The 19,118-nt window shown below is 67.9% G+C and carries 15 protein-coding genes and 1 rRNA gene; 6 read left to right on the plus strand and 10 right to left on the minus strand.

What is annotated here, in order from left to right; translation table 11 throughout:
- The first annotated feature begins 2 nt into the window (after positions 1-2).
- Complete coding sequence (locus N7367_RS08620; protein ID WP_279942196.1) at positions 3-2,345, plus strand: phosphomannomutase/phosphoglucomutase; 2,343 nt, start codon at positions 3-5, stop codon at positions 2,343-2,345.
- Between the two features lie 38 nt (positions 2,346-2,383).
- Here N7367_RS08620 and N7367_RS08625 read toward each other — a convergent pair whose 3' ends face one another.
- From N7367_RS08625 to pyrE, 8 genes are all read right to left on the minus strand, one after another.
- Entirely contained in the window at positions 2,384-3,097 is a 714-nt protein-coding gene (locus N7367_RS08625) for a response regulator transcription factor (RefSeq protein WP_053516504.1), read from the minus strand.
- Positions 3,078-5,732 carry a sensor histidine kinase KdpD gene (locus N7367_RS08630; RefSeq protein ID WP_279942197.1) on the minus strand — a complete coding sequence of 885 codons (2,655 nt, stop codon included), beginning with the start codon at positions 5,730-5,732 and terminating at the stop codon, positions 3,078-3,080. The genes N7367_RS08625 and N7367_RS08630 overlap by 20 nt, the downstream gene beginning before the upstream one ends.
- 36 nt (positions 5,733-5,768) lie before the next feature.
- Positions 5,769-6,419 (minus strand): potassium-transporting ATPase subunit KdpC, encoded by a 651-nt coding sequence (gene kdpC / locus N7367_RS08635; RefSeq protein WP_065182000.1) that lies wholly within the window; start codon positions 6,417-6,419, stop codon positions 5,769-5,771.
- Positions 6,416-8,473: a potassium-transporting ATPase subunit KdpB gene (gene kdpB / locus N7367_RS08640; RefSeq protein WP_111186475.1), complete on the minus strand. Its 2,058-nt coding sequence runs from the start codon at positions 8,471-8,473 to the stop codon at positions 6,416-6,418. Before kdpB ends, kdpC begins: the two co-directional genes overlap by 4 nt.
- Positions 8,474-8,483: 10 nt before the next feature.
- Positions 8,484-10,190, minus strand: a complete 1,707-nt coding sequence (kdpA, locus tag N7367_RS08645; protein ID WP_279942198.1) for a potassium-transporting ATPase subunit KdpA — start codon at positions 10,188-10,190, stop codon at positions 8,484-8,486.
- Between the two features lie 12 nt (positions 10,191-10,202).
- Positions 10,203-10,295 carry a potassium-transporting ATPase subunit F gene (locus N7367_RS08650; RefSeq protein ID WP_053516498.1) on the minus strand — a complete coding sequence of 31 codons (93 nt, stop codon included), beginning with the start codon at positions 10,293-10,295 and terminating at the stop codon, positions 10,203-10,205.
- A 174-nt stretch (positions 10,296-10,469) separates the two neighbouring features.
- Complete coding sequence (locus N7367_RS08655; RefSeq protein ID WP_065174232.1) at positions 10,470-11,132, minus strand: hypothetical protein; 663 nt, start codon at positions 11,130-11,132, stop codon at positions 10,470-10,472.
- A 19-nt stretch (positions 11,133-11,151) separates the two neighbouring features.
- A complete protein-coding gene (gene pyrE / locus N7367_RS08660) occupies positions 11,152-11,811 on the minus strand; it encodes an orotate phosphoribosyltransferase (RefSeq protein WP_279942199.1) in 660 nt (219 codons plus the stop codon).
- Between the two features lie 162 nt (positions 11,812-11,973).
- On the opposite strand from pyrE, the gene N7367_RS08665 reads away from it, so the two are divergent.
- The 3 genes from N7367_RS08665 to N7367_RS08675 all read left to right on the plus strand — a co-directional run bounded on the left by N7367_RS08665 (position 11,974) and on the right by N7367_RS08675 (position 14,383).
- Positions 11,974-12,774, plus strand: coding sequence for an exodeoxyribonuclease III (locus N7367_RS08665; protein ID WP_053516492.1), 801 nt, complete (start codon positions 11,974-11,976; stop codon positions 12,772-12,774).
- On the plus strand, positions 12,771-14,075 hold the full coding sequence (locus N7367_RS08670; protein WP_065181996.1) for an MFS transporter: 1,305 nt from the start codon (positions 12,771-12,773) through the stop codon (positions 14,073-14,075). Before N7367_RS08665 ends, N7367_RS08670 begins: the two co-directional genes overlap by 4 nt.
- Before the next feature lie 77 nt (positions 14,076-14,152).
- On the plus strand, positions 14,153-14,383 hold the full coding sequence (locus N7367_RS08675; RefSeq protein WP_053516488.1) for a hypothetical protein: 231 nt from the start codon (positions 14,153-14,155) through the stop codon (positions 14,381-14,383).
- A gap of 127 nt (positions 14,384-14,510) precedes the next feature.
- Here the strand turns inward: N7367_RS08675 and N7367_RS08680 are convergent, their stop codons facing one another.
- Together N7367_RS08680 and N7367_RS08685 are read right to left on the minus strand one after the other, a co-directional pair.
- On the minus strand, positions 14,511-15,638 hold the full coding sequence (locus N7367_RS08680; protein WP_279942200.1) for an anhydro-N-acetylmuramic acid kinase: 1,128 nt from the start codon (positions 15,636-15,638) through the stop codon (positions 14,511-14,513).
- Positions 15,639-15,702: 64 nt separating this feature from the next.
- Entirely contained in the window at positions 15,703-17,175 is a 1,473-nt protein-coding gene (locus tag N7367_RS08685) for a peptidoglycan DD-metalloendopeptidase family protein (RefSeq protein WP_279942201.1), read from the minus strand.
- 168 nt (positions 17,176-17,343) lie between these two features.
- Here N7367_RS08685 and tyrS point away from each other — a divergent pair, with 168 nt between their 5' ends.
- Together tyrS and N7367_RS08695 are read left to right on the plus strand one after the other, a co-directional pair.
- The gene (gene tyrS, locus N7367_RS08690) at positions 17,344-18,555 is read left to right on the plus strand and encodes a tyrosine--tRNA ligase (protein WP_279942202.1); all 1,212 of its coding nucleotides are present in this window, start codon (positions 17,344-17,346) and stop codon (positions 18,553-18,555) included.
- 486 nt (positions 18,556-19,041) lie between these two features.
- Positions 19,042-19,118: ribosomal RNA gene (locus tag N7367_RS08695) — 16S ribosomal RNA — on the plus strand; the annotation flags it as partial.

Raw genomic sequence — 19,118 nt, forward strand, 5'->3', positions numbered from 1 at the left:
CGATGAGCGGCATCGGGGAAAGGCAGCAGGGACGGTCGTTGGGGCGCAGCGCACCGCTGTTGGCAGTGCTGCTCGTGTTGCTGGCCGGCTGGTTCGGCTGGAGCGCCGTGCAGCAGTGGCGCCAGGAGGCAGGTGGCAAGGCGCTGGAAGAGGCGCGTGACCAGGCCGTGCAGGGCCTGCAACAGGCCGCCAGCGGCCAGTTGCAGCAGCTGCAGCAGCAGTTGAAGAACGAGCGCCTGCAGCAGGCGCTGCAGGCCGGCGATGCGTCCGCCGCTGCGCTGGCCCTGCGCGAGAGCTGGTCCGGCGTGGAGCGGGTGGAAGTGCTGGGCGCCGACCTGACCGCTGCCTACGCCGATCCGGCCACCTTTGGCTATGCGCGCCTGGCCCTGCTGGAGCAGGCATTGGGCGAGGACCGGCCGAGCCTGCGGGTGGTCCGCGATGGGGGAGGCAACCGTCTCGGCCTGGCTGTGCCGGTGCAACTGGGCAGCCTGGGGGCGGCGGTGGTCTACGTCCGTCAGCCGCTGCTGCGCCTGACCGCGCCGCTGGATCAGATCCGCGCACCTGCCAGTGGTTTCCTCGGCCTGCGCCAGGGCACGCACGATCTGGTCACCCAGGGCGATTCCGGCCTGGCGCAGATCGCCGAGGCGCAGGCCAGGCCGATTGCCGGCACCCCGCTGCGGCTGGCAGCGGCCGTGCCCAACGTCGAACCCGGCCCGCTCGGTCTGGGCGCGCTGGCCAGCGGTATCGTCGCGCTGCTGCTGGCCTTCATCGCCGTGCTGCTGCTGGTCGGTCGCGACCGCCTGCCGAAGCGCCTGCCGCTGCCGCGGCGCACGTCCGCCGTCGAGGTGGATGAGGGCCCGACGCTGCGCGAGAGCCTGCAGATGGCGCCACCGCAGGTCGCCGAAGCTGCCGCCGACGCCACAGTGGCACCTCCGCCGCCGGTCCCGGCGGAAGCGCTGGCAGCGGGCATCTTCCGGGCCTACGACATCCGCGGTGTGGTGGGCAGCGAACTGACTGCAAAGACCGCCGCGCTGATCGGCCAGGCCATCGGTACGGCTGCGCTGGAACAGGGCCTGCGCGAGGTGGTGATCGGCCGTGACGGGCGCCTGTCCGGCCCCGAGCTGGCAGCCGGCCTGGCCGAAGGCCTGCGCCGTGCCGGCTGCGCGGTCATCGACATCGGCCTGGCGCCCACGCCGGTCGTCTATTACGCCGCATTCCACCTGCGTACCGGCACCTGCGTGGCGGTGACCGGCAGCCACAATCCTCCCGAGTACAACGGCTTCAAGGTCGTCATCGGCGGCGAAACGCTGTCCGGCGATGCCATCACCGGCCTGTACCAGCGCATCGTCGAGGGCCGCCTGGTGCAGGCGGCAGAACCGGGTGACTACCAGCAGCGCGATGTCGGCGCCGATTACATCCAGCGGATCGCCGACGACGTGCAGCTCGACCGCCCGCTGAAGGTGGTGGCCGACGCCGGCAACGGGGTTGCCGGTGCGCTGGCCCCGCAGCTGCTGGAAGCGATCGGTGCCGAGGTGATTCCGCTTTACTGCGATGTTGATGGCACCTTCCCCAATCATCATCCCGACCCCAGCGAGCCGGACAACCTGCAGGACCTCGTACAGACGGTCAAACGCTTTGGCGCTGATCTCGGAGTGGCCTTCGACGGTGACGGCGACCGCCTGGGCGTGGTCACCGGCGAGGGCAGGATCATCTACGCCGACCGCCTGCTGATGCTGTTCGCCGCCGATGTGCTGATGCGCAATCCCGGGGCGATGGTGATCTACGACGTGAAGTGCACGGGCAAGCTGTCCGACCACGTGCTGCGCAACGGCGGCAGCCCGCTGATGTGGAAGACCGGGCACTCGCTGATGAAGGCGAAGATGCGCGAGACCGACGCCGAGCTGGCGGGCGAGATGAGCGGCCACTTCTTCTTCAAGGAACGCTGGTTCGGCTTCGATGACGGGCTGTACGCCGCCGCGCGCCTGCTGGAGATCCTGGCCCAGCGCGAGGAAACCCCGGATGAGGTGCTGTCCGGACTGCCGGAGATGGTGGCCACACCGGAGCTGAAGGTGCCGGTGTCCGAGGGTACGCCGCACGCCCTGGTGGCGATGCTGGTGGCGGCAGCGCAGTCGCCGGACAACCCGTATGTGGGTGGCCGCCTGTCGACCATCGACGGCCTGCGTGTGGATTTCCCCGACGGCTGGGGACTGGTGCGCGCCTCCAACACCACCCCGGTACTGGTGCTGCGCTTCGAGGGCGACGACGAGGCGGCGCTGGAGCGCATCCAGGCACTGTTCCGCAGCCAGCTGCAGCCGATCGTCGGCGACACCCCGCTGGGGTTCTGATCGATCCGGGTGGGTGCCGACCGTTGGTCGGCACACCCTCACCCCTTGAACCGCAATCCGACGCCAGGTTCGGTGAACAGGTAGCGTGAATCCAGCGCCGAATCGCCCAGCTTGTGCCGCAGCTTGCCCACCAGGATGCGCAGGTAGTGCGTGTCGTGCTGGTGGGTGGGTCCCCAGATCTCCTGCAGGATCTGCGGCTGGGTGACCACCCGGCCGGCATTGCGCAGCAGCAGCGACAGCAGTGCGTACTCCTTGCGGGTCAGCGCCACCGGTTCGCCCGCGATCGCCACCTCCCGGCGCACCAGGTCCACATGCAGATGGCCGTCGTCGAATACCGGAGGCGTACCATCGGTCGGCACGCTGCGTGTCCGCAACAGCGCGCGCACCCGCGCCATCAGTTCCTGCGTGCCGAAGGGCTTGGTCACATAGTCGTTGGCACCGTTGTCCAGCGCCCGCACCTTTTCCGCTTCTCCGGCACGTACGGTCAGCATGATGACCGGCACCTGGCTCCATTGCCGCAGCTGCTCCAGCACCTGGTGGCCCTCCATGTCCGGCAGGCCGATATCCAGGATCACCAGGTCCATGTCCTCACTGGCAGCCAGCTGCAGGCCTTCCTGGCCGGTCGCGGCCTGCCTGACCTGATAACCCTGCGCCCGCAGGCTGATATCCAGGAAACGGCGGATCTGGGTCTCGTCATCGATCACCAGCACGCGCGGGGCCGGTACGCTCGCATCAATCGGGGTCGGGCTCATCGTGGGAGGCTGGCTTGAGCAGGGGCAGGGTGATGCGGATCAGGGTACCGCGACCGTCACGTCCCGGCAGCGCCTGCACGCTGCCGCCATGCGCGCCGATCATTCCCTGGCAGATGGTCAGGCCCAGACCGGTACCATGGCGGCCACGGTCGCCACGCTCGACGCTGTAGAACATGTCGAAGATGCGTGCCCGCTCTTCGTCGGGGATGCCGGGACCGGCATCGATCACGTCGATGCGCAGTTGGCCGTCCAGTTCGCGCGCCTGCACCTGTACCGCGGCATCGGCGGGGGAGAACTTGGCCGCATTCTCCATGACATTGAATACCGCCTGCTCGACCAGCGCCGGATGCACCCAGATCGGCGCCAGGGTCGGCGGGATATCCAGTTCCAGCCTCACGTTGGGCTGGTAGCGCTGCAGCCGTCGCGCGGCCGACCCGATCAACTCGTCCACCCCGATCCAGTCGCGGTTGATCTTCAGGCCTTCGTGGCCCAGCCGGGTCATGTCCAGCAGGTTCTGGATGTAGCGGTCCAGCCGTTCGCCTTCGACCAGGATGGTGTCCAGCAGCGCGCGGCGGTCAGCCACGTCCATCGCCGTGCCATAACTGGCCAGGCTGTCGGCCGATCCGATCATCGCCGCCAGCGGCGAGCGCAGATCGTGCGATACCGAAGACAACAGAGCAGAGCGCAGGCGCTCGGTCTCGTTGCTGACGTGCGCCCGCTCCAGCTCGGCCACCAGCCGCGTGCGCAATGCTGCCTGGGCAATGTCGTCCACCATCGCTTCGGCCAGCTGGCGCTGCTCGGGCAGCAGGCGTGCACCTGGCAGATACACGCCGGCCACGCCGATTGCACGGTCCTCGCCATCAAGCAGGGGCAGGAACCACCATTGCGCGCCGGCCAGCGTATCGGTGAAACGCCCGCTGGGCTGGCCGTGGCGCAGCGCCCAGTCGGCGGCAGCCAGGTCGGTGTCGCCGGGCAGGGTGCGGCCGCCGGCGGTGGTGTCCACGCCGATCCGCAGCCATGCCGGCACGTCCATCGCCTGCTCCAGCGCATGGCGGCCGGCCAGTGCCACCTCGCCATCGCCGGCAGCGCTGGCCAGCTGTCGCCCCAGCTGCTGCCGCGCGCGCGCATGCCGGTTGGCGGCCCGCAGGGCGATCACCTGCATGCGCAGCCGTGATGCCAGGCGCCCGGCCACCAGTGCCGCTGCCAGGAACAGGAACACGGTGATCACGCCTTGGCGTGCGCCGATGGCGAAGGTGAAGCGTGGTGCGATGAACAGGAAGTTGTAGGCGAGGAAGCACAGGATCGCGGCCATGACCGCCACGCTGGCGCGGGTGCGGGCTGCGACCAGCACGACCGCCACGATGAACACCATCGACAGGTCGGCCATGCCCACCCAGCGTTCAACCAGCCACGCGACCAGGCAGGCCAGCGCGGTGGCGAGCAGGGCCTGCAGTGGTTCGTGGTTGATGCCGCGCGCCGGCGGCAACAGGCCTTCGCGGCGCGAACGCGCACGTGCCTGCGGCGTGCTGATGATGGTGATTTCGTAGTGCGCACCGCGCTGGATCAGCTGCTGGGTCAGGGTGCGGTTGAACATCCGTGCCAGCGGCCGCTCGCGGGTGCGGCCCAGCACCAGGGTCGAGACACCGTTGTGCGCGGCATGGTCGAGCAGGGCATCGGCGATGCTGGAGCCATGCAGCAGTTCGGCATCGCCGCCCAGGCGACGTGCCAGCGCGAACGCCGCGTCGATCTCGCGTCGGGTCGCTTCGTCCTGGCGTCGTCCCTGCACCGTCACCACCGTCCACGGCGCATCGCGCCGTTCGGCAATGCGGCGCGCGACCCGCACCAGATACTCGCTCTGCCCGCCACCATCGATCGCCACCAGTACGCCGCGGCGCAGCGGCAGGTTGCCCTCGCCGCGTGCGGCACGGGTCTCGCGCAGGCTGCTGTCGACACGATCAGCGGCTTCCTGCATGGCCAGCTCGCGCAGTGCGGTCAGGTTGGCCGGCGAGAAGAACGACTGCAGTGCCTGTGCCGCCTGCTCCGGCACGTACACCTTGCCCTGCTGCAGGCGGGCGATCAGTTCGCGTGGCGGCAGGTCCACCAGCACGATGTCGTGCAGGCGGTCGAGCACACCGTCCGGCACGGTTTCGCTGACCCGCACCCCGGTGATGCGCATCACCACGTCATTGAGGCTTTCCAGGTGCTGGATGTTGACCGTGGTCCAGACATCGATGCCCGCATCCAGCAGCTCCATGACATCCTGCCAGCGTCGCTCGTGGCGGCTGCCCGGTGCATTGCGATGTGCCAGTTCGTCGACCAGCACCAGCGCCGGGCGCCGCGCCAGCACGGCATCCAGGTCCATTTCCTGCAGGGCGTGGCCGTGGTAGGCCACGTCCTTCAGCGGCAGCCGTGGCAGTCCTTCCAGCAACGCCTGGGTATCGGCACGGCCATGCGTCTCCACCAGACCCACCACCAGGTCGACCCCCCGGCGCAGCTGTTCCTGCGCGCGGTTGAGCATCGTGTAGGTCTTGCCCACGCCCGGCGCCGCGCCGAGGAATACCGTCAGCTTGCCACCGGCTTCGCGTTGCAGGCCTTCCACCAGGGCGTCGGCCTGGCGGGTTCGCAGGTCAGTCATGGCGGCCATTGTGCGCGCAGCGGGTGCACGATCGCATCACGGCCTGGCGGCTGCGTGGTCCAGCGCGAAGTTCAGCGTCACCACGTTCACCCGCGGCTGGCCGAACAGACCCCATTGGCGTCCCTCGGTGTGGGCCTGCAGCAGCGCCTGCACACGTTCCACCGGCAGGCCCCGGGCACGCGCCACGCGGGCCACCTGCAGCTGCGCCGCCGCCGGCGTCAGCTGCGGATCGAGCCCGCCGCCGGATTGGGTGACGAGGTCCGCCGGCACCTGGTCCGGTGCGACGCCTTCGCGCGCTGCGACCGCAGCCGTGCTTGCGGCGACGCGCTCGGTCAACGCAGGGTTGCTGCGTGCCAGGTTGGAGCCGGCCGCCGCCATCGGGTCATAGTTGGCGGCCGATGGCCGCGCCTGGAAGTAGCCATCGCCAGTGAACGGCTGCGCCAGCCACGCCGACGCACGCACCTGGCCGCTGCCATCGCGCAGCAGGCTGCCTTCGGCCTGCATCGGGTACGCCAGACCGGCAAAACCGGTGGCGATGCCGGCGTAGACCGCACCGGCCAGCAGCAGGGTCGCCACACCCAGGCCGATCGCCGGGCGCCAGCTGGCGTCGTCCTGCAGGCGGGCCATGCGGGATGCGGCCTTTGCTTCGCGCGGAAGGGAAGAAGAAGTGGAAGCAGAGCGGTTCATGAGCCGGATACCAGGACAAGAAGGAGGTCGATCGCCTTGATCGCCGCGAACGGCAGCAGCACGCCACCCAGGCCGTACACCAGCATGTTCCGGCGCAGGAGCGCGGTGGCCGTGGCCGGGCGGAAGCGCACGCCCCGCAGAGCCAGCGGAATCAGAGCGGGAATCACCAGGGCGTTGAAGATCAGCGCGGCCAGCACCGCGTTGCGCGGACTCGACAGCTGCATCACGTTCAGCGCCGCCATAGCGGGTACCGCCGCGGCGAACAGCGCCGGCAGGATCGCGAAGTACTTGGAGACATCGTTGGCCAGCGAGAAGGTGGTCAGCGCCCCGCGGGTGATCAGCTGCTGCTTGCCTACCTCCACCACCGCCAGCAGCTTGGCCGGATCCGAATCCAGGTCGACCATGTTGCCGGCTTCCTTGGCGGCCTGCGTGCCGGAGTTCATGGCCAGCCCGATGTCGGCCTGGGCCAGCGCCGGCGCATCGTTGGTGCCATCGCCGACCATCGCCACCAGGCGGCCCCCGGCCTGTTCCTGGCGGATGCGTGCCAGCTTGTCCTCGGGCCGGGCTTCGGCGATGTAGTCGTCGACGCCGGCTTCGGCAGCGATGGCGGCCGCGGTCAGCGGGTTGTCACCGGTGATCATCACCGTCCGGATGCCCATCGCCCGCAGCTGTGCGAACTTCTCGCGCATGCCGTGCTTGACCACGTCCGACAGTTCGATCACGCCCAGCACATGGCGACCTTCCGCCACCACCAGCGGCGTGGCGCCGTTGCGGGCGACCTGTTCGACGCGCCCGCCCAGCTCGGCCGGCACCACGCCTCCCTGCGCCTGCACATGGTTGCGGATCGCATCCAGCGCACCCTTGCGGATCTGCCGGCCATGGGCAAGGTCAACGCCGGACATGCGGGTCTGCGCACTGAAGGCCAGGTAGACGGCCTGCTCCGGCTCGGCGGTGGTGCACCCCTGCTCGCGTGCCAGGCGCACGATCGACTTGCCTTCCGGGGTCGGGTCGGCCAGCGAGGACAACAGGGCCGCGTCGCGCAGCTGGCTGGCGTCGATTCCCGCCAACGCATGGAAGTGGCTGGCCTGGCGGTCGCCGTAGGTGATGGTGCCGGTCTTGTCCAGCAGCAGCACATCGACGTCGCCGGCCACTTCCACCGCCTTGCCCGACTTGGCCAGCACGTTGGCCGCCAGGGCGCGGTTCATGCCGGCGATGCCGATGGCCGGCAGCAGTCCGCCGATGGTGGTCGGGATCAGGCAGACCAGCAGTGCGATCAGCAGCAGTGGATCGACCTGGACGCCGACATGGGCGCCGATGGCCGGCAATGTCGCCACCACCACCAGGAAGGTCAGCGTCATCGCCGCCAGCAGCAGGGTCAGGGCGACCTCGTTCGGTGTCTTCTGCCGGTTGGCGCCTTCCACCAGCGCGATCATCCGGTCCAGGAAGCTGTGGCCCGGCTCGGCGGTCACACGCACGACGATCTGGTCGGACAGCACCTTGGTACCGCCGATCACGCCGGAGCGATCGGTACCCGCTTCGCGCAGCACCGGTGCCGATTCGCCGGTTACCGCCGCTTCGTTGATGGTGGCCAGGCCCTGCACGATCTCGCCATCGGCTGGCACCAGCTCGCCGGCACTGACGATGACGTGGTCGCCCGGGCGCAGTTCGGCGGCCGGCACCTGCGTTTCTGCGGCCCCTGGCTGCGGGGCGGCCAGTCGGCGCGCCACCAGGTCCTGGCGGGCACGGCGCAACGATGCGGCCTGGCCCCGGCCGCGTGCTTCGGCGACGGCCTCGGCGAAGTTGCCGAACAATACGGTGACCAGCAGGATCGCGGTCACCGCCAGGCCGAAGCCCAGTGGAGCGTTGCCGGTCAGGGTGATGATCGCGGCGACGATCGTGCCGGCCATCACCACCGCCATTACCGGGCTGCGCACCAGATGCATCGGTGAAAGCTTGCGTACGGCGTCGACCAGTGCGCGGCGCAGGCCGGCCGCATCGAGCAGGGCAGGGCGTGACGCAAGCGGGTTACGGGTTGAGGTTGTGTGGCTACTCATGGGGGTGTCCTCAATGCAGTCCCAGGCTCAGGTGGTCGGCGATCGGGCCAAGCACCAGCGCCGGCATGAACTGCAGCACGGTCAGGATGACGATCACCGACACCAGGGTCAGGGCGAACGTCGGGGTTTCGATCTGCAGGCTGCCCGCTGATTCCGGTGCCTGCCGCTTGGCGGCGAGCTGGGCAGCAACCACCAGCGGAATCACCAGCAGCGGAAAGCGACCCAGCAGCAGCACCAGCGAGCAGCTCAGGTTCCACCACGGCGTGGCATCACCCAGTCCCTCGAAGCCCGAACCGTTGTTGGCGTAGGCCGATACGTATTCGTAGAACACCTGGCTGATGCCGTGGAAGCCGGGATTTGAGGTGCCGGCCAGGCCGGGCACGGCCAGAGTGACTGCGGTGAACACCAGCAGGGTGATGGGCTGCAGCAGCACCAGCAGGGCCAGCAGGCGCACCTGCGGGGTCTCCAGCTTGCGACCGAACAGTTCCGGCGTCCGGCCCGTCATCAACCCCGCCAGGAACACGCCCAGCAGCAGGTAGACGATGAACTGCTGCAGGCCGCAGCCGATGCCACCCCAGATCGCACTGACCAGCATGTTGACCAGGGCAATGCCACCGCTCAGCGGGGCCAGCGAATCGTGCATGCCGTTCACCGAGCCATTGGACACCTGCGTCGTCACCGCCGCCCACAACGCGGTGCCGTCGGCGCCGAAACGTACTTCCTTGCCCTCCATCAGCAGGGGCGTGGCCGCACTGGCACTGTGGCCTTCGCTCCACACCATGGCGCCGGTGGACAGCAGCGACATTCCCAGCATGCAGACGAACACCAGCGCGCCGAAGCGACGTCGCCCGGTGAATGCCCCGATCATGAAGATCACCGCCATCGGTACCAGCAGGATGCCGATCACTTCGAGAAGGTTCGAAACCGGCGTCGGATTCTCCAGCGGGAAGCTGCTGTTCGGGCCATACCAGCCGCCGCCGTTGGCGCCCAGCTGCTTGGCGGCGACCATCGCCGCGACCGGACCCAGCGGCAGCTTCTGCGTCGTCATGCCGGCGGAGGCATCGATCGGCGTAGCCTGCGGCCCCGCCGCCAGCGTCGACGGCACGCCCTGGCTGGTCAGCAGCAGTGTCCACAGCAGGCACAGCGGCAACAGGACGCGCACGCACAGGCGCACCACGTCGGCGTAGTAGTTGCCCACTGCGACCTGGCGGTCTTCGCCGGCGCTGCCTGTGGCCGACTGCGGCGCCGGCGCGAACAGCGCGCGCAGTGTGGCCACCGCCAGCGCCAGGCCCATCATCGGGGTCACCACCTGCAGACCGGTGATCCCGGTCATCTGCGAGAGGTAGGACAGCTGCGCCTGGCCCGAATAGTGCTGCTGGTTGGTGTTGGTCAGGAACGAGATCATCGTGTGCAGCGCGGTGTCCCAGCGCATGTTCGGGATCTGGTCCGGATTCAGCGGCAACCACGCCTGGGTCATGAACACCGCCAGGGTCAGCACCGCCACCACCCCATTGCTGAGCAGGAATGCCAGCACGTAGCCACGCCAGGACATCGAGCGTGCGGGATCGACGCCGAAGACCTTGTACAGCGGCGTTTCGATCCAACGGAACAGCACGTCGACCTTCATCGGCGTGCCGCGCATCACGCGCGCCAGGTACAGTCCCAGCGGCCATGCCAGCGCGACGCTGGCAGCAAGAATGACAAGAATTTCAATCATGGCCGGCTCCGCTCAGAACGACTCGGGCCGCAGCACGACATACAGAAGATAGGCGGCGGCGATCAGCACCAGCACGCCACACACCAACGACAGCCAGGGGGACATGGGAATTGCGTCCTGGTGGAACCCCTCCACCTCAGGCCGTCATGGTCGGCCTGCGCCCCGTAAACGCACTACCCGGCGGACCGGGCCGGCGCGTAAAGACTGCATAAATTCCGCGCGTCAGGCCGTAACCTGGCCACGGGTAGCGCCGGGCCATGCCCGGCGGCAGGAGCGTTTTCAGCCAGCCGGGGCAGCCGGCGCCAGGCCCTTCAGCTCGCGATAGCGCTGCAGGGTGCTTTCGATCTCCGCCTTCAACGCCTGCTGCTGCTGCAGGAAGCCGGACTGCAGGCGCTGCTGCGACTGCAGCTGTACGTGCCGCTGGCGGATCGCTTCAGCCTGCGGGTCGCCCACCTTGGCGCCCGCCAGCTCGCGGTCGCCGGCCGCCGACAGCAGCGCGACCAGCGATTCACGCAGGCTGGCCACGTTGTACTGGGCGGTCTTGAGGTTGTTGTCGAGCACTTCCTGGCGCTCGGCGAACACCCGCCGCAGGTCGTCTTCGCTGCCATAGGTGGTCAGCATCGCCTGCTCGGTGCGCTGGCGGGTCTGCTCGGCCATCCGGTCCAGCTGCTGCTGTGCCGCCGCGGTACTGGCGGCGGCACGTTCTTCGTCGGTCAGCGCGCGCTGCACCTGCGCATTGCGCAGCCCACTGCGGGCATTGAACTCGTCGCGCGCGTGGTTGACCGCATCGGCAGGAAGCGCATCGCTGCAGATCCGCTCCTGGCCCTCGTTCCAGCAGTACAGCTTCTTCTCGACCTTGTCGCCGCCCCGCGACTGCCCCGCCACGGTGAACGGCAGGGCCAGCAGCAGGCCGGCGAAGAGAACAGCAGGAATTCGGGACATGCGACCTTCCCCCTGGCGGTCAGCGTGTGGAGCGGACGCCGTACTGGGCCCGATAGGCTTCCAGCGGCTGCCGGTAGCCGACAAGTTCCGGGTTTCCCGAGGCGAAATCAAGCAGGTCGGCCAGCGAAGCCACTGCGATCACCGGGATGCCGGCTTCCTCGGCCACTGCCTGCGCCGCGGAGCGGCGATCGGCTTCCGAAGCGATCTCCTGGCGATCCAGAGCGACCACAATGCCGGCCGGAGTGCCGCCTGCCGCGCGGATGATGGCCAGCGCTTCGCGGATCGCAGTACCCGCAGTGATCACGTCATCGACGATCAGCACGCGCTTGCCATTCATGTCGGCGCCGATCAGCTGGCCGCCTTCGCCATGGTCCTTGGCTTCCTTGCGGTTGAACGACAGCGGCAGGTCGCGGCCACGCTGGGCCAGCTCGCAGGCCATTGCCGTGGCCAGCGGAATGCCCTTGTAGGCCGGGCCGAACACCACGTCGTACTTGATCCCGCTGGCGTCGATGGCATCGGCATAACAGGCGCCGAGCTGGGACAGCAGCGAGCCGGAGTCGAAGCGACCGGCGTTGAAGAAATAGGGGCTCAGCCGGCCGGACTTGAGGGTGAACTGGCCGAAGCGCAGGGCGTCGGCGGTCAGGGCCAGCTGCAGGAAACGGTGACGGTGGTCGCTCATCAAAACTCGATTCATCTTCATTTGGAGCACAAATCCTAATGCAGCCGGGCCTTCCGCGCTCGTCGGCGCTCTTCCGGGGGGCCGTCCGGCCGCGTCCGCCGGACTGCGCAGCCCAGCAGCCAACCGGTATGCTTGCCCGGTTTCCCGCCGTAGGTCCCCCGCATGCGCATCATCAGTTTCAACGCCAATGGCATCCGTTCCGCCGCGACCAAAGGCTTCCTCGACTGGTTCCGCGCCCAGGACGCCGACGTCCTGTGCCTCCAGGAGACCAAGGCCCAGGAAGACCAGCTGACCGACCCGATGTTCCGGCCCGACGGACACCATTGCTTCTACCGCGATGCCATCACCAAGAAGGGCTACAGCGGCGTGGCGATCTACAGCAGGCGGGAACCGGACCAGGTCATCACCTCGCTGGGCTGGGCGCCGTTCGACGATGAGGGGCGCTATATCGAGGCGCGCTTCGGCAACCTCAGCGTGGTGTCCTTCTACATTCCGTCCGGCAGCTCCGGCGACCTGCGCCAGGGATTCAAGTTCGAAGTGATGGAGTGGCTGCGGCCGATCCTGGAGGAGTGGGCGCGCAGCGGTCGCGACTACGTGCTGTGTGGCGACTGGAACATCGTGCGGTCGGCGCTGGACATCAGGAACTGGAAGTCCAACCAGAAGAATTCCGGCTGTCTGCCCGAAGAGCGCGACTGGCTCAACGCGCTGTGCGCCGATCATGGCCAGGCCACCGACGTGGCGGCCGGTCGTGGCTGGGCCGATGCGTATCGCCTGCTCAATCCCACCGGGGAGGACTACACCTGGTGGAGCAACCGCGGGGCGGCCCGCGCCAACAACGTGGGATGGCGCATCGACTACCAGTTCATCACGCCGGGCCTGCGCGACAAACTGCGTGGCTGCTCGATCTACCGCGAAGAGCGCTTCTCCGACCACGCCCCGTTCACCGTGGACTACGACCTGTGAGCGAGGCGGCCAGGCCGGTCAGCTACAAAGGCTGGGCAGGAATCAAGCGCGCCTTCGGTACACCGTCGGCGCTGACCATGGCCATGCTGGGTTTCGGCAGTGGCCTGCCGTTCCTGCTGATCGCGTCGCAGACCTTGTCCACGCGCCTGCGCGATGTGGGGCTGGACCTGGGCAGCATCGGCCTGATCAGCCTGGCCAGTTTCTTCTACCTGCTCAAGTTCCTGTGGGCACCGCTGCTGGATCGGTATGCCTTCCCGTTGCTGGGCCGGCTCGGCCGTCGTCGCTCCTGGCTGCTGATATCGCAGGTCATGGTGCTGGTCGGACTGATCGCGCTGGCCTTCGTGCGCCCCGAACAGGGCGTCTGGCCCCTGGTGATGTGGGTGCTGGTGGCGTCCTTTGCCGGCGCCACCCAGGATTCGGCCGTGGATGCCTACCGTATCGAGATCGCGCCGCAGACCGCTCAGGCCGCGCTGGCGGCCACCTACACGTTGGGTTACCGGATCGGCCTGATCCTGGCCGGTGCCGGCGCGCTGTATCTGGCCCAGTTTGAAGGCTGGGTCATCGCGTATCTGGCGATGGCCGCCCTGATGCTGCTGCCGATCATCACCACGCTGCTGTGCGCCGAACCGGAGCGTCCCGCCACCGCCGTGCAGCGCCGCATCGATGTCGCCGAAGCCTTCGTCCAGCCGATCACAAGTTTCTTCAGCCGCAACGGCGTGGCATTGGCGCTGGTGCTGCTGGCCTTTGTCGGCCTGTTCAAGTTCCCTGACCAGGTGATTGGGGTGATGGCGGGGCCGTTCTACCTCGATTCCGGCTTCGACAAGGCCGACATCGCCACGGTCTCCAAACTGTTCGGGGTGTGGATGGGCATCGGCGGTGCCTTCCTGGGAGGCATCGCGGTGGCCGCGTTTGGCTTCCGGCGCATGCTGCTGGTGGCGGCACTGGGCGTGGCGCTGTCCAATCTGGCCTTCCTGCTGATGGCGCACAACCCGGGCAAGCTGTGGGCGTTCTATGCCGCCCTCAGTGCCGACAACCTGTTCCAGGGCTTTGCAGGCACCGTGCTGGTCGCCTTCATGTCGTCGTTGACGGACCGCAACTTCACCGCCACCCAGTATGCGCTGCTGGTCTCCCTGGCCAACCTGCCCGGCAAGTTCGTCGGCGGTGTGTCGGGCTACATCGTCGAGGCCACCTCCTACAGCACGTTCTTCATCCTCAGCTCGGTCACCGTGGTGCCGACCCTGCTGCTGCTGGTCTGGCTGTGGCCGCGCATCGTCGACCGCGGGCCACCGCCGGCCGCCTGATTGCCTGCCCGCCCGGTCTGCGGGATCATCGCCCCCGACGCGCCGAGGGGGCGGTGCCTTGCGAACGGGGAGTGAGCATGGCTGATGTTGTGCTGCGGGACCTGGACCCGCTGCTGCTGGAACGCATCCGGCGGGTCGCGGTTGCCCGTGGCTGGAGCCACGAACAGACCTGTGCGGCGTTGCTGGAACAAGGGTTGTTCAGCAGCGAGCTGGAGGTCCGCTCCGGTTTTGGCGATACCGAGGTCGATGCGCTCGCTGCGGCCATCATCGCGCTGCAGGCGCTGCCGGCCGGCCAGGGCTTCGATTGATCTGATACCTCACCGCCGGGCATGGCCCGGCGCTACCAGGTGGGTGCCGATGGGCGCGCGCCGGACCATGCCCGGCGGAGCGTACCGACGGGGTAGCGCCGGGCCATGCCCGGCGGAGCGGGCCGCCTCACGCCAGATGGATCGCGCCGAGAATCCGCGGTCCCTTCGCGCCGGTGACGCTGGGCAGGTTCCCCGCCAGCCCGTCCATCGTCCGCTGCGCCAGCCAGGCGAAGCCCATGGCTTCCACGTACTCCGGGTCCAACCCGTGCACGGCGCTGGATTCCACCTGCAGCGCCGGCAGCCGTTCGGCCAGCCGTTTCATCAACTGCCGGTTGTGCACGCCGCCGCCACAGACCAGCAGGCGGCGTGTCTGCGGCTGCTGCACCAGCAGCGCATCGGCCACGGTCGCCACGGTCAGCTCAAGCAGGGTCGCCTGCACATCGGCAGCGGCGTACTGGCCTTCACCCATGTGCGCCTCCGCCCACGCCAGATGGAACTGTTCGCGACCGGTACTCTTCGGCGGGGGCAGGTCGAACCAGGGGTCCGCACGCCAGCCCGCCAGCAGGGGGCCATCCACCACACCGCTGGCGGCATAGGCGCCTTCGGCATCGAAGGTGCGCCCGGTGTGGCGCTGGCACCAGGCATCCATCAGCGCATTGGCTGGCCCGGTGTCGAAGCCGCGTACGGCACCCTCCCGCGGGATCAGGGTCAGATTGGCGATGCCGCCCAGGTTGAGCACGGCCCGGTCCTCGTCGGCCGTGCCCAGCATGCCGAGGTGGAAGGCCGGCATCAGCGGTGCGCCATGACCGCCGGCAGCCACGTCGCGGCGGCGGAAATCGCACACCGTGGTGATCCCGGTCAGCTCGGCGATGCGGTTGCCGTCGCCCAGCTGCACAGTGAAGGCCGGATCGGCCAGCGGCCGGTGGCGCACGGTCTGCCCATGCGAGCCGATCGCCCGCACCCGGGTGCGGTCCACGCCGGATTCGTCCAGCAACTGGTTGGCGGCGTCGGCGAAGGCGATCGCGATCCGCGCGTCGAGTTCGCCAAGCTCCTCCAGCGACGCCAGCGGCCCCCCTTCGCCCAGCGCCACCAGCCGCGCGCGCAGCAGGGGCTCCCAGCGCGCGGTCAGGCCATGCACGAAGCGGCAGCCGCCCTCGTCGGGAAACTGCACCAGTGCGGCATCGATACCGTCGGCGCTGGTGCCTGACATCAGGCCCAGGTACAGGGGAGTGTTGGCGTCGGCAGGTGTGCTCATGGCGCGCAAAAAAAAAGGACGCGGCAAGCTTGGGCTGCCGCGTCCTTGTTCGTCAACGCAGGTCTCAGCCGCGCTTGCGGCCGCGGGTCTGCGTGTCCTTGGCGCTGGCCACCTCCGTGGCCGCCTCGTCCCGACCGGTCGGCGCCGGGCTGGCGTCGGCGTAGATCAGCTTCTCCATGCCCTGGATGCGCGCCATCGCCGGCGCGGTCTGGGCGCGGAAGGCGGCCAGCTCGGCGCCCTTGAGCGGCTCCGGCGGCGGCATGGTCACCGTCAGCGGGTTGCGGTGCACGCCGTTGACGCGGAATTCGTAGTGCAGGTGCGGGCCGGTGGCCAGGCCGGTCGAGCCGACATAGCCGATCACCGTGCCCTGCGCCACGCGCTGGCCGGTGCGGATGTTCGCAAAGCGCGACATGTGCCCGTACAGGGTGGTGTGGCCACGACCGTGGTCGAGGATCACCACATTGCCGTAGCCGCGCTGCACGCCGGCGAACTGCACGCGCGCATCGCCGGCCGCCATGATCGGCGTGCCGGTGCGGGCGGCGTAGTCCACGCCCTTGTGCATGCGCATCTTGCCCAGCACCGGGTGCTTGCGCGCGCCGAAGGTCGAGCTCAGACGCGCGAACGGGATCGGCATGCGGATGAAGCTCTTCTTCAACGAGCGCCCATTGATGTCGTAGTACTCGGACTTGCCGTTGCGTTCGAAGCGGAAGCCCGAATAGGTCTTGCCGCCGGTGGTGAAGGTCGCTGCCAGGATCTTGCTGGTATCGACCTTTTCGCCCTCGCGCCAGGTCTCATCCATCACCACGCTGAAGCGGTCGCCCGGCTGCAGGTCTTTGGAGAAGTCGATGTCGTACTTGAAGATGTCGTCGGTCATGGTGGCGATCGCCGACGGTGACAGCCCGGCCCGGCGCGCTGCGGCATACAGCGAACTGGTGATCTCACCACTGGTGACCACCGTGCGCGTGGAGGTCTCGCGCTTGGTCACGGTTTCCTTGATGTTGTCGCCGGCCAGGCTCAGCTCGACCCGGTTCTCGCCGTCGCGGTCGAAGCGGATGCTGCGCAGGTCACCGGACAGCGGCATGTCGAAGGCGATCTCGGCGCCCGGACGCAGCTTCGTCAGCGATTCGCGGGCACCGGGGTGGTCCAGTACGCGGTGCAGGGTGGTCGCCGGAATGCCGGCCTGGTCGAACAGCTCGCTGAGGGTCTGGCCACGCTGTACGCGCAGGACCTGCCAGCTGTCACCGGGCACCTGCTGCTGGCGGGCCAGCGACAGCGGCGGCAAGGGCAGGGCCAGGCTGGTGTGGCCGTCGGCGTAGGGGGCGTCGATGGTGTGCGAGAAACCGGGGACGATCGTGGCGACCAGCGCACCGATGGTCGCGAACAGGCTGGCATGCATCCAGTGACGCCGGGTCCAGCGCTCATTGAAGGCGGCGGGAAGATGTTGCCTGAGCTTCCGATGCAGGGCGTTGTCGTGCAGGACGTGAAGGCGTTCCTGGAAGCGCTGCTTGCGTGCGCGCCCTTGTTCGGAGTTGTGCATCGGCGGTTTTTCCTGGCTGGCCCGGGAGCGCGGGCCTGAACGCCGGTTACCATAGACACCTGAGAAAAGCGCGTCAAACCCTTGTGCCCATTGGCTTTTGTGAAGCCAATCGGGTTAACTTGGCTTTAACACCCCCACACAAGAATCGGCGTTGCCGGGAGTAGTCACGTGTCCTCGATTGAAGAAGCCCTTTCCCTGATCGGCCGTGGTGCCGACGAGATCCTCAAGCTCGAGGATCTGCGTGCGCGCCTGCAGGAAGGCCGTCCGCTGCGGATCAAGGCTGGCTTCGACCCCACCGCGCCGGACCTGCATCTGGGTCATACGGTGCTGCTGAACAAGATGCGCCAGTTCCAGGACCTCGGTCATCAGGTCATCTTCCTGATCGGCGACTTCACCGGCATGATCGGCGACCCTTCGGGCAAGAGCCTGACCCGCAAGCCGCTCAGCCGCGAGGATGTGCTGGCCAATGCCCGCACTTACGAGGAACAGGTGTTCAAGGTGCTGGACCGCAGCCGTACCGAAGTCCGCTTCAATTCCGAGTGGTTCGGCAGCATGGGGGCGGCCGACATGATCCGCCTGGCCGGCCAGCACACCGTGGCACGCATGCTGGAGCGCGACGACTTCGCCAAGCGCTACGCCGCACAGCAGTCCATCGCCATCCACGAGTTCCTGTACCCGCTGGTGCAGGGCTACGACTCGGTCGCCCTGCAGGCGGACGTCGAACTGGGCGGTACCGACCAGAAGTTCAACCTGCTGATGGGTCGTGGCCTGCAGGAGCACCACGGGCAGAAGCCGCAGGTGGTGCTGACCATGCCGCTGCTGGAAGGCCTGGACGGCGTCAACAAGATGTCCAAGTCGCTGGGCAACTACATCGGCATCAGCGAGCCGGCCATCGACATCGTCACCAAGACCATGAAGGTGGACGATGCCCTGATGTGGCGCTGGATCGAACTGTTGTCCTTCGATATCAGCCAGGCCGAGGCCGCGCAGCTGCGGGAGCAGGTGGCCAGCGGCGGTCTCAACCCGCGCGTGGTGAAGCTGCGCCTGGCGCGGGAGCTGGCAACCCGCTTCCACGACGCAGCCGCCGCCGAGCAGGCCATTGCCGGCTGGGAAGCGGCGGTGACCGGACAGGGCGACATCACCCAGTTGCCGCTGCAGGACGTGGCGATTCCGGCCGAAGGCCTGCGCATCGCGGCGCTGCTGACCGCTGCCGGGCTGACTCCGAGCAACTCCGAAGCCAACCGCAAGCTCAAGGAGCGCGCCGTCAAGGTGGATGGCGAGGTCGTGGAAGATGGTCAGCAGGTGCTGCGGCCGGGCTTCGAAGGTCTGCTGCAGGTGGGTAAGCGCACATTCGCCCGTGTGCGCCTGATCGCAGCCTGAGATCTGTCGGACGAGCGCCGGGCACACGCCCGGGCGCTCGTGGCGCCGTTCATCGGGCGCCTGTCGGATGAACGGTGCCAACATCCGATGAAAAAAGTCGCCACACCCCCTTCACAAATGGAGCGAACAGGGACATACTTTCCCTCCCCCGTCGCAGGGGCCGCCACCAAGGGGCTTGAGCGACACCAGGGCGCCCATCACCCCGAACGAGATGATCGAACGAAGGTGTTGACGGACTGAAAAAGTCTGGCATAATGGGCGGCTCGCTACGAAGGAAACTTCGCAGCACACGGGAATGGCGCTGAGGCCACTTCCCCGGATCTTTGAAAGTATGCGCAGGTATCTTGTGAAGGCGCCTGCAGGAAGGATGACTGTCCATCTTGCAGACGTTTGATCAAGCAACTATTAATTGTTTTAAAGCAAGCGATACGTTGCCGGAATCATTCATCTGCAGCTTTAAATTTTTGCCTTCGGGCAATGCAGTTTTAAGTGAAGAGTTTGATCCTGGCTCAGAGTGAACGCTGGCGGTAGGCCTAACACATGCAAGTCGAACGGCAGCACAG

Source organism: Stenotrophomonas sp. GD04145 (genome assembly GCF_029835135.1).
Classification (GTDB): Bacteria; Pseudomonadota; Gammaproteobacteria; order Xanthomonadales; family Xanthomonadaceae; genus Stenotrophomonas; species Stenotrophomonas maltophilia_P.

Bases quoted from the DNA above. Each gene is read 5' to 3' on its own strand.
- N7367_RS08620 (WP_279942196.1), top strand. From the start codon at position 3: ATGAGCGGCATCGGGGAAAGGCAGCAGGGACGGTCGTTGGGGCGCAGC.
- N7367_RS08625 (WP_053516504.1), bottom strand. From the start codon at position 3,097: ATGAGCCCGACCCCGATTGATGCGAGCGTACCGGCCCCGCGCGTGCTG.
- N7367_RS08630 (WP_279942197.1), bottom strand. From the start codon at position 5,732: ATGACTGACCTGCGAACCCGCCAGGCCGACGCCCTGGTGGAAGGCCTG.
- kdpC (WP_065182000.1), bottom strand. From the start codon at position 6,419: ATGAACCGCTCTGCTTCCACTTCTTCTTCCCTTCCGCGCGAAGCAAAG.
- kdpB (WP_111186475.1), bottom strand. From the start codon at position 8,473: ATGAGTAGCCACACAACCTCAACCCGTAACCCGCTTGCGTCACGCCCT.
- kdpA (WP_279942198.1), bottom strand. From the start codon at position 10,190: ATGATTGAAATTCTTGTCATTCTTGCTGCCAGCGTCGCGCTGGCATGG.
- N7367_RS08650 (WP_053516498.1), bottom strand. From the start codon at position 10,295: ATGTCCCCCTGGCTGTCGTTGGTGTGTGGCGTGCTGGTGCTGATCGCC.
- N7367_RS08655 (WP_065174232.1), bottom strand. From the start codon at position 11,132: ATGTCCCGAATTCCTGCTGTTCTCTTCGCCGGCCTGCTGCTGGCCCTG.
- pyrE (WP_279942199.1), bottom strand. From the start codon at position 11,811: ATGAGCGACCACCGTCACCGTTTCCTGCAGCTGGCCCTGACCGCCGAC.
- N7367_RS08665 (WP_053516492.1), top strand. From the start codon at position 11,974: ATGCGCATCATCAGTTTCAACGCCAATGGCATCCGTTCCGCCGCGACC.
- N7367_RS08675 (WP_053516488.1), top strand. From the start codon at position 14,153: ATGGCTGATGTTGTGCTGCGGGACCTGGACCCGCTGCTGCTGGAACGC.
- N7367_RS08680 (WP_279942200.1), bottom strand. From the start codon at position 15,638: ATGAGCACACCTGCCGACGCCAACACTCCCCTGTACCTGGGCCTGATG.
- N7367_RS08685 (WP_279942201.1), bottom strand. From the start codon at position 17,175: ATGCACAACTCCGAACAAGGGCGCGCACGCAAGCAGCGCTTCCAGGAA.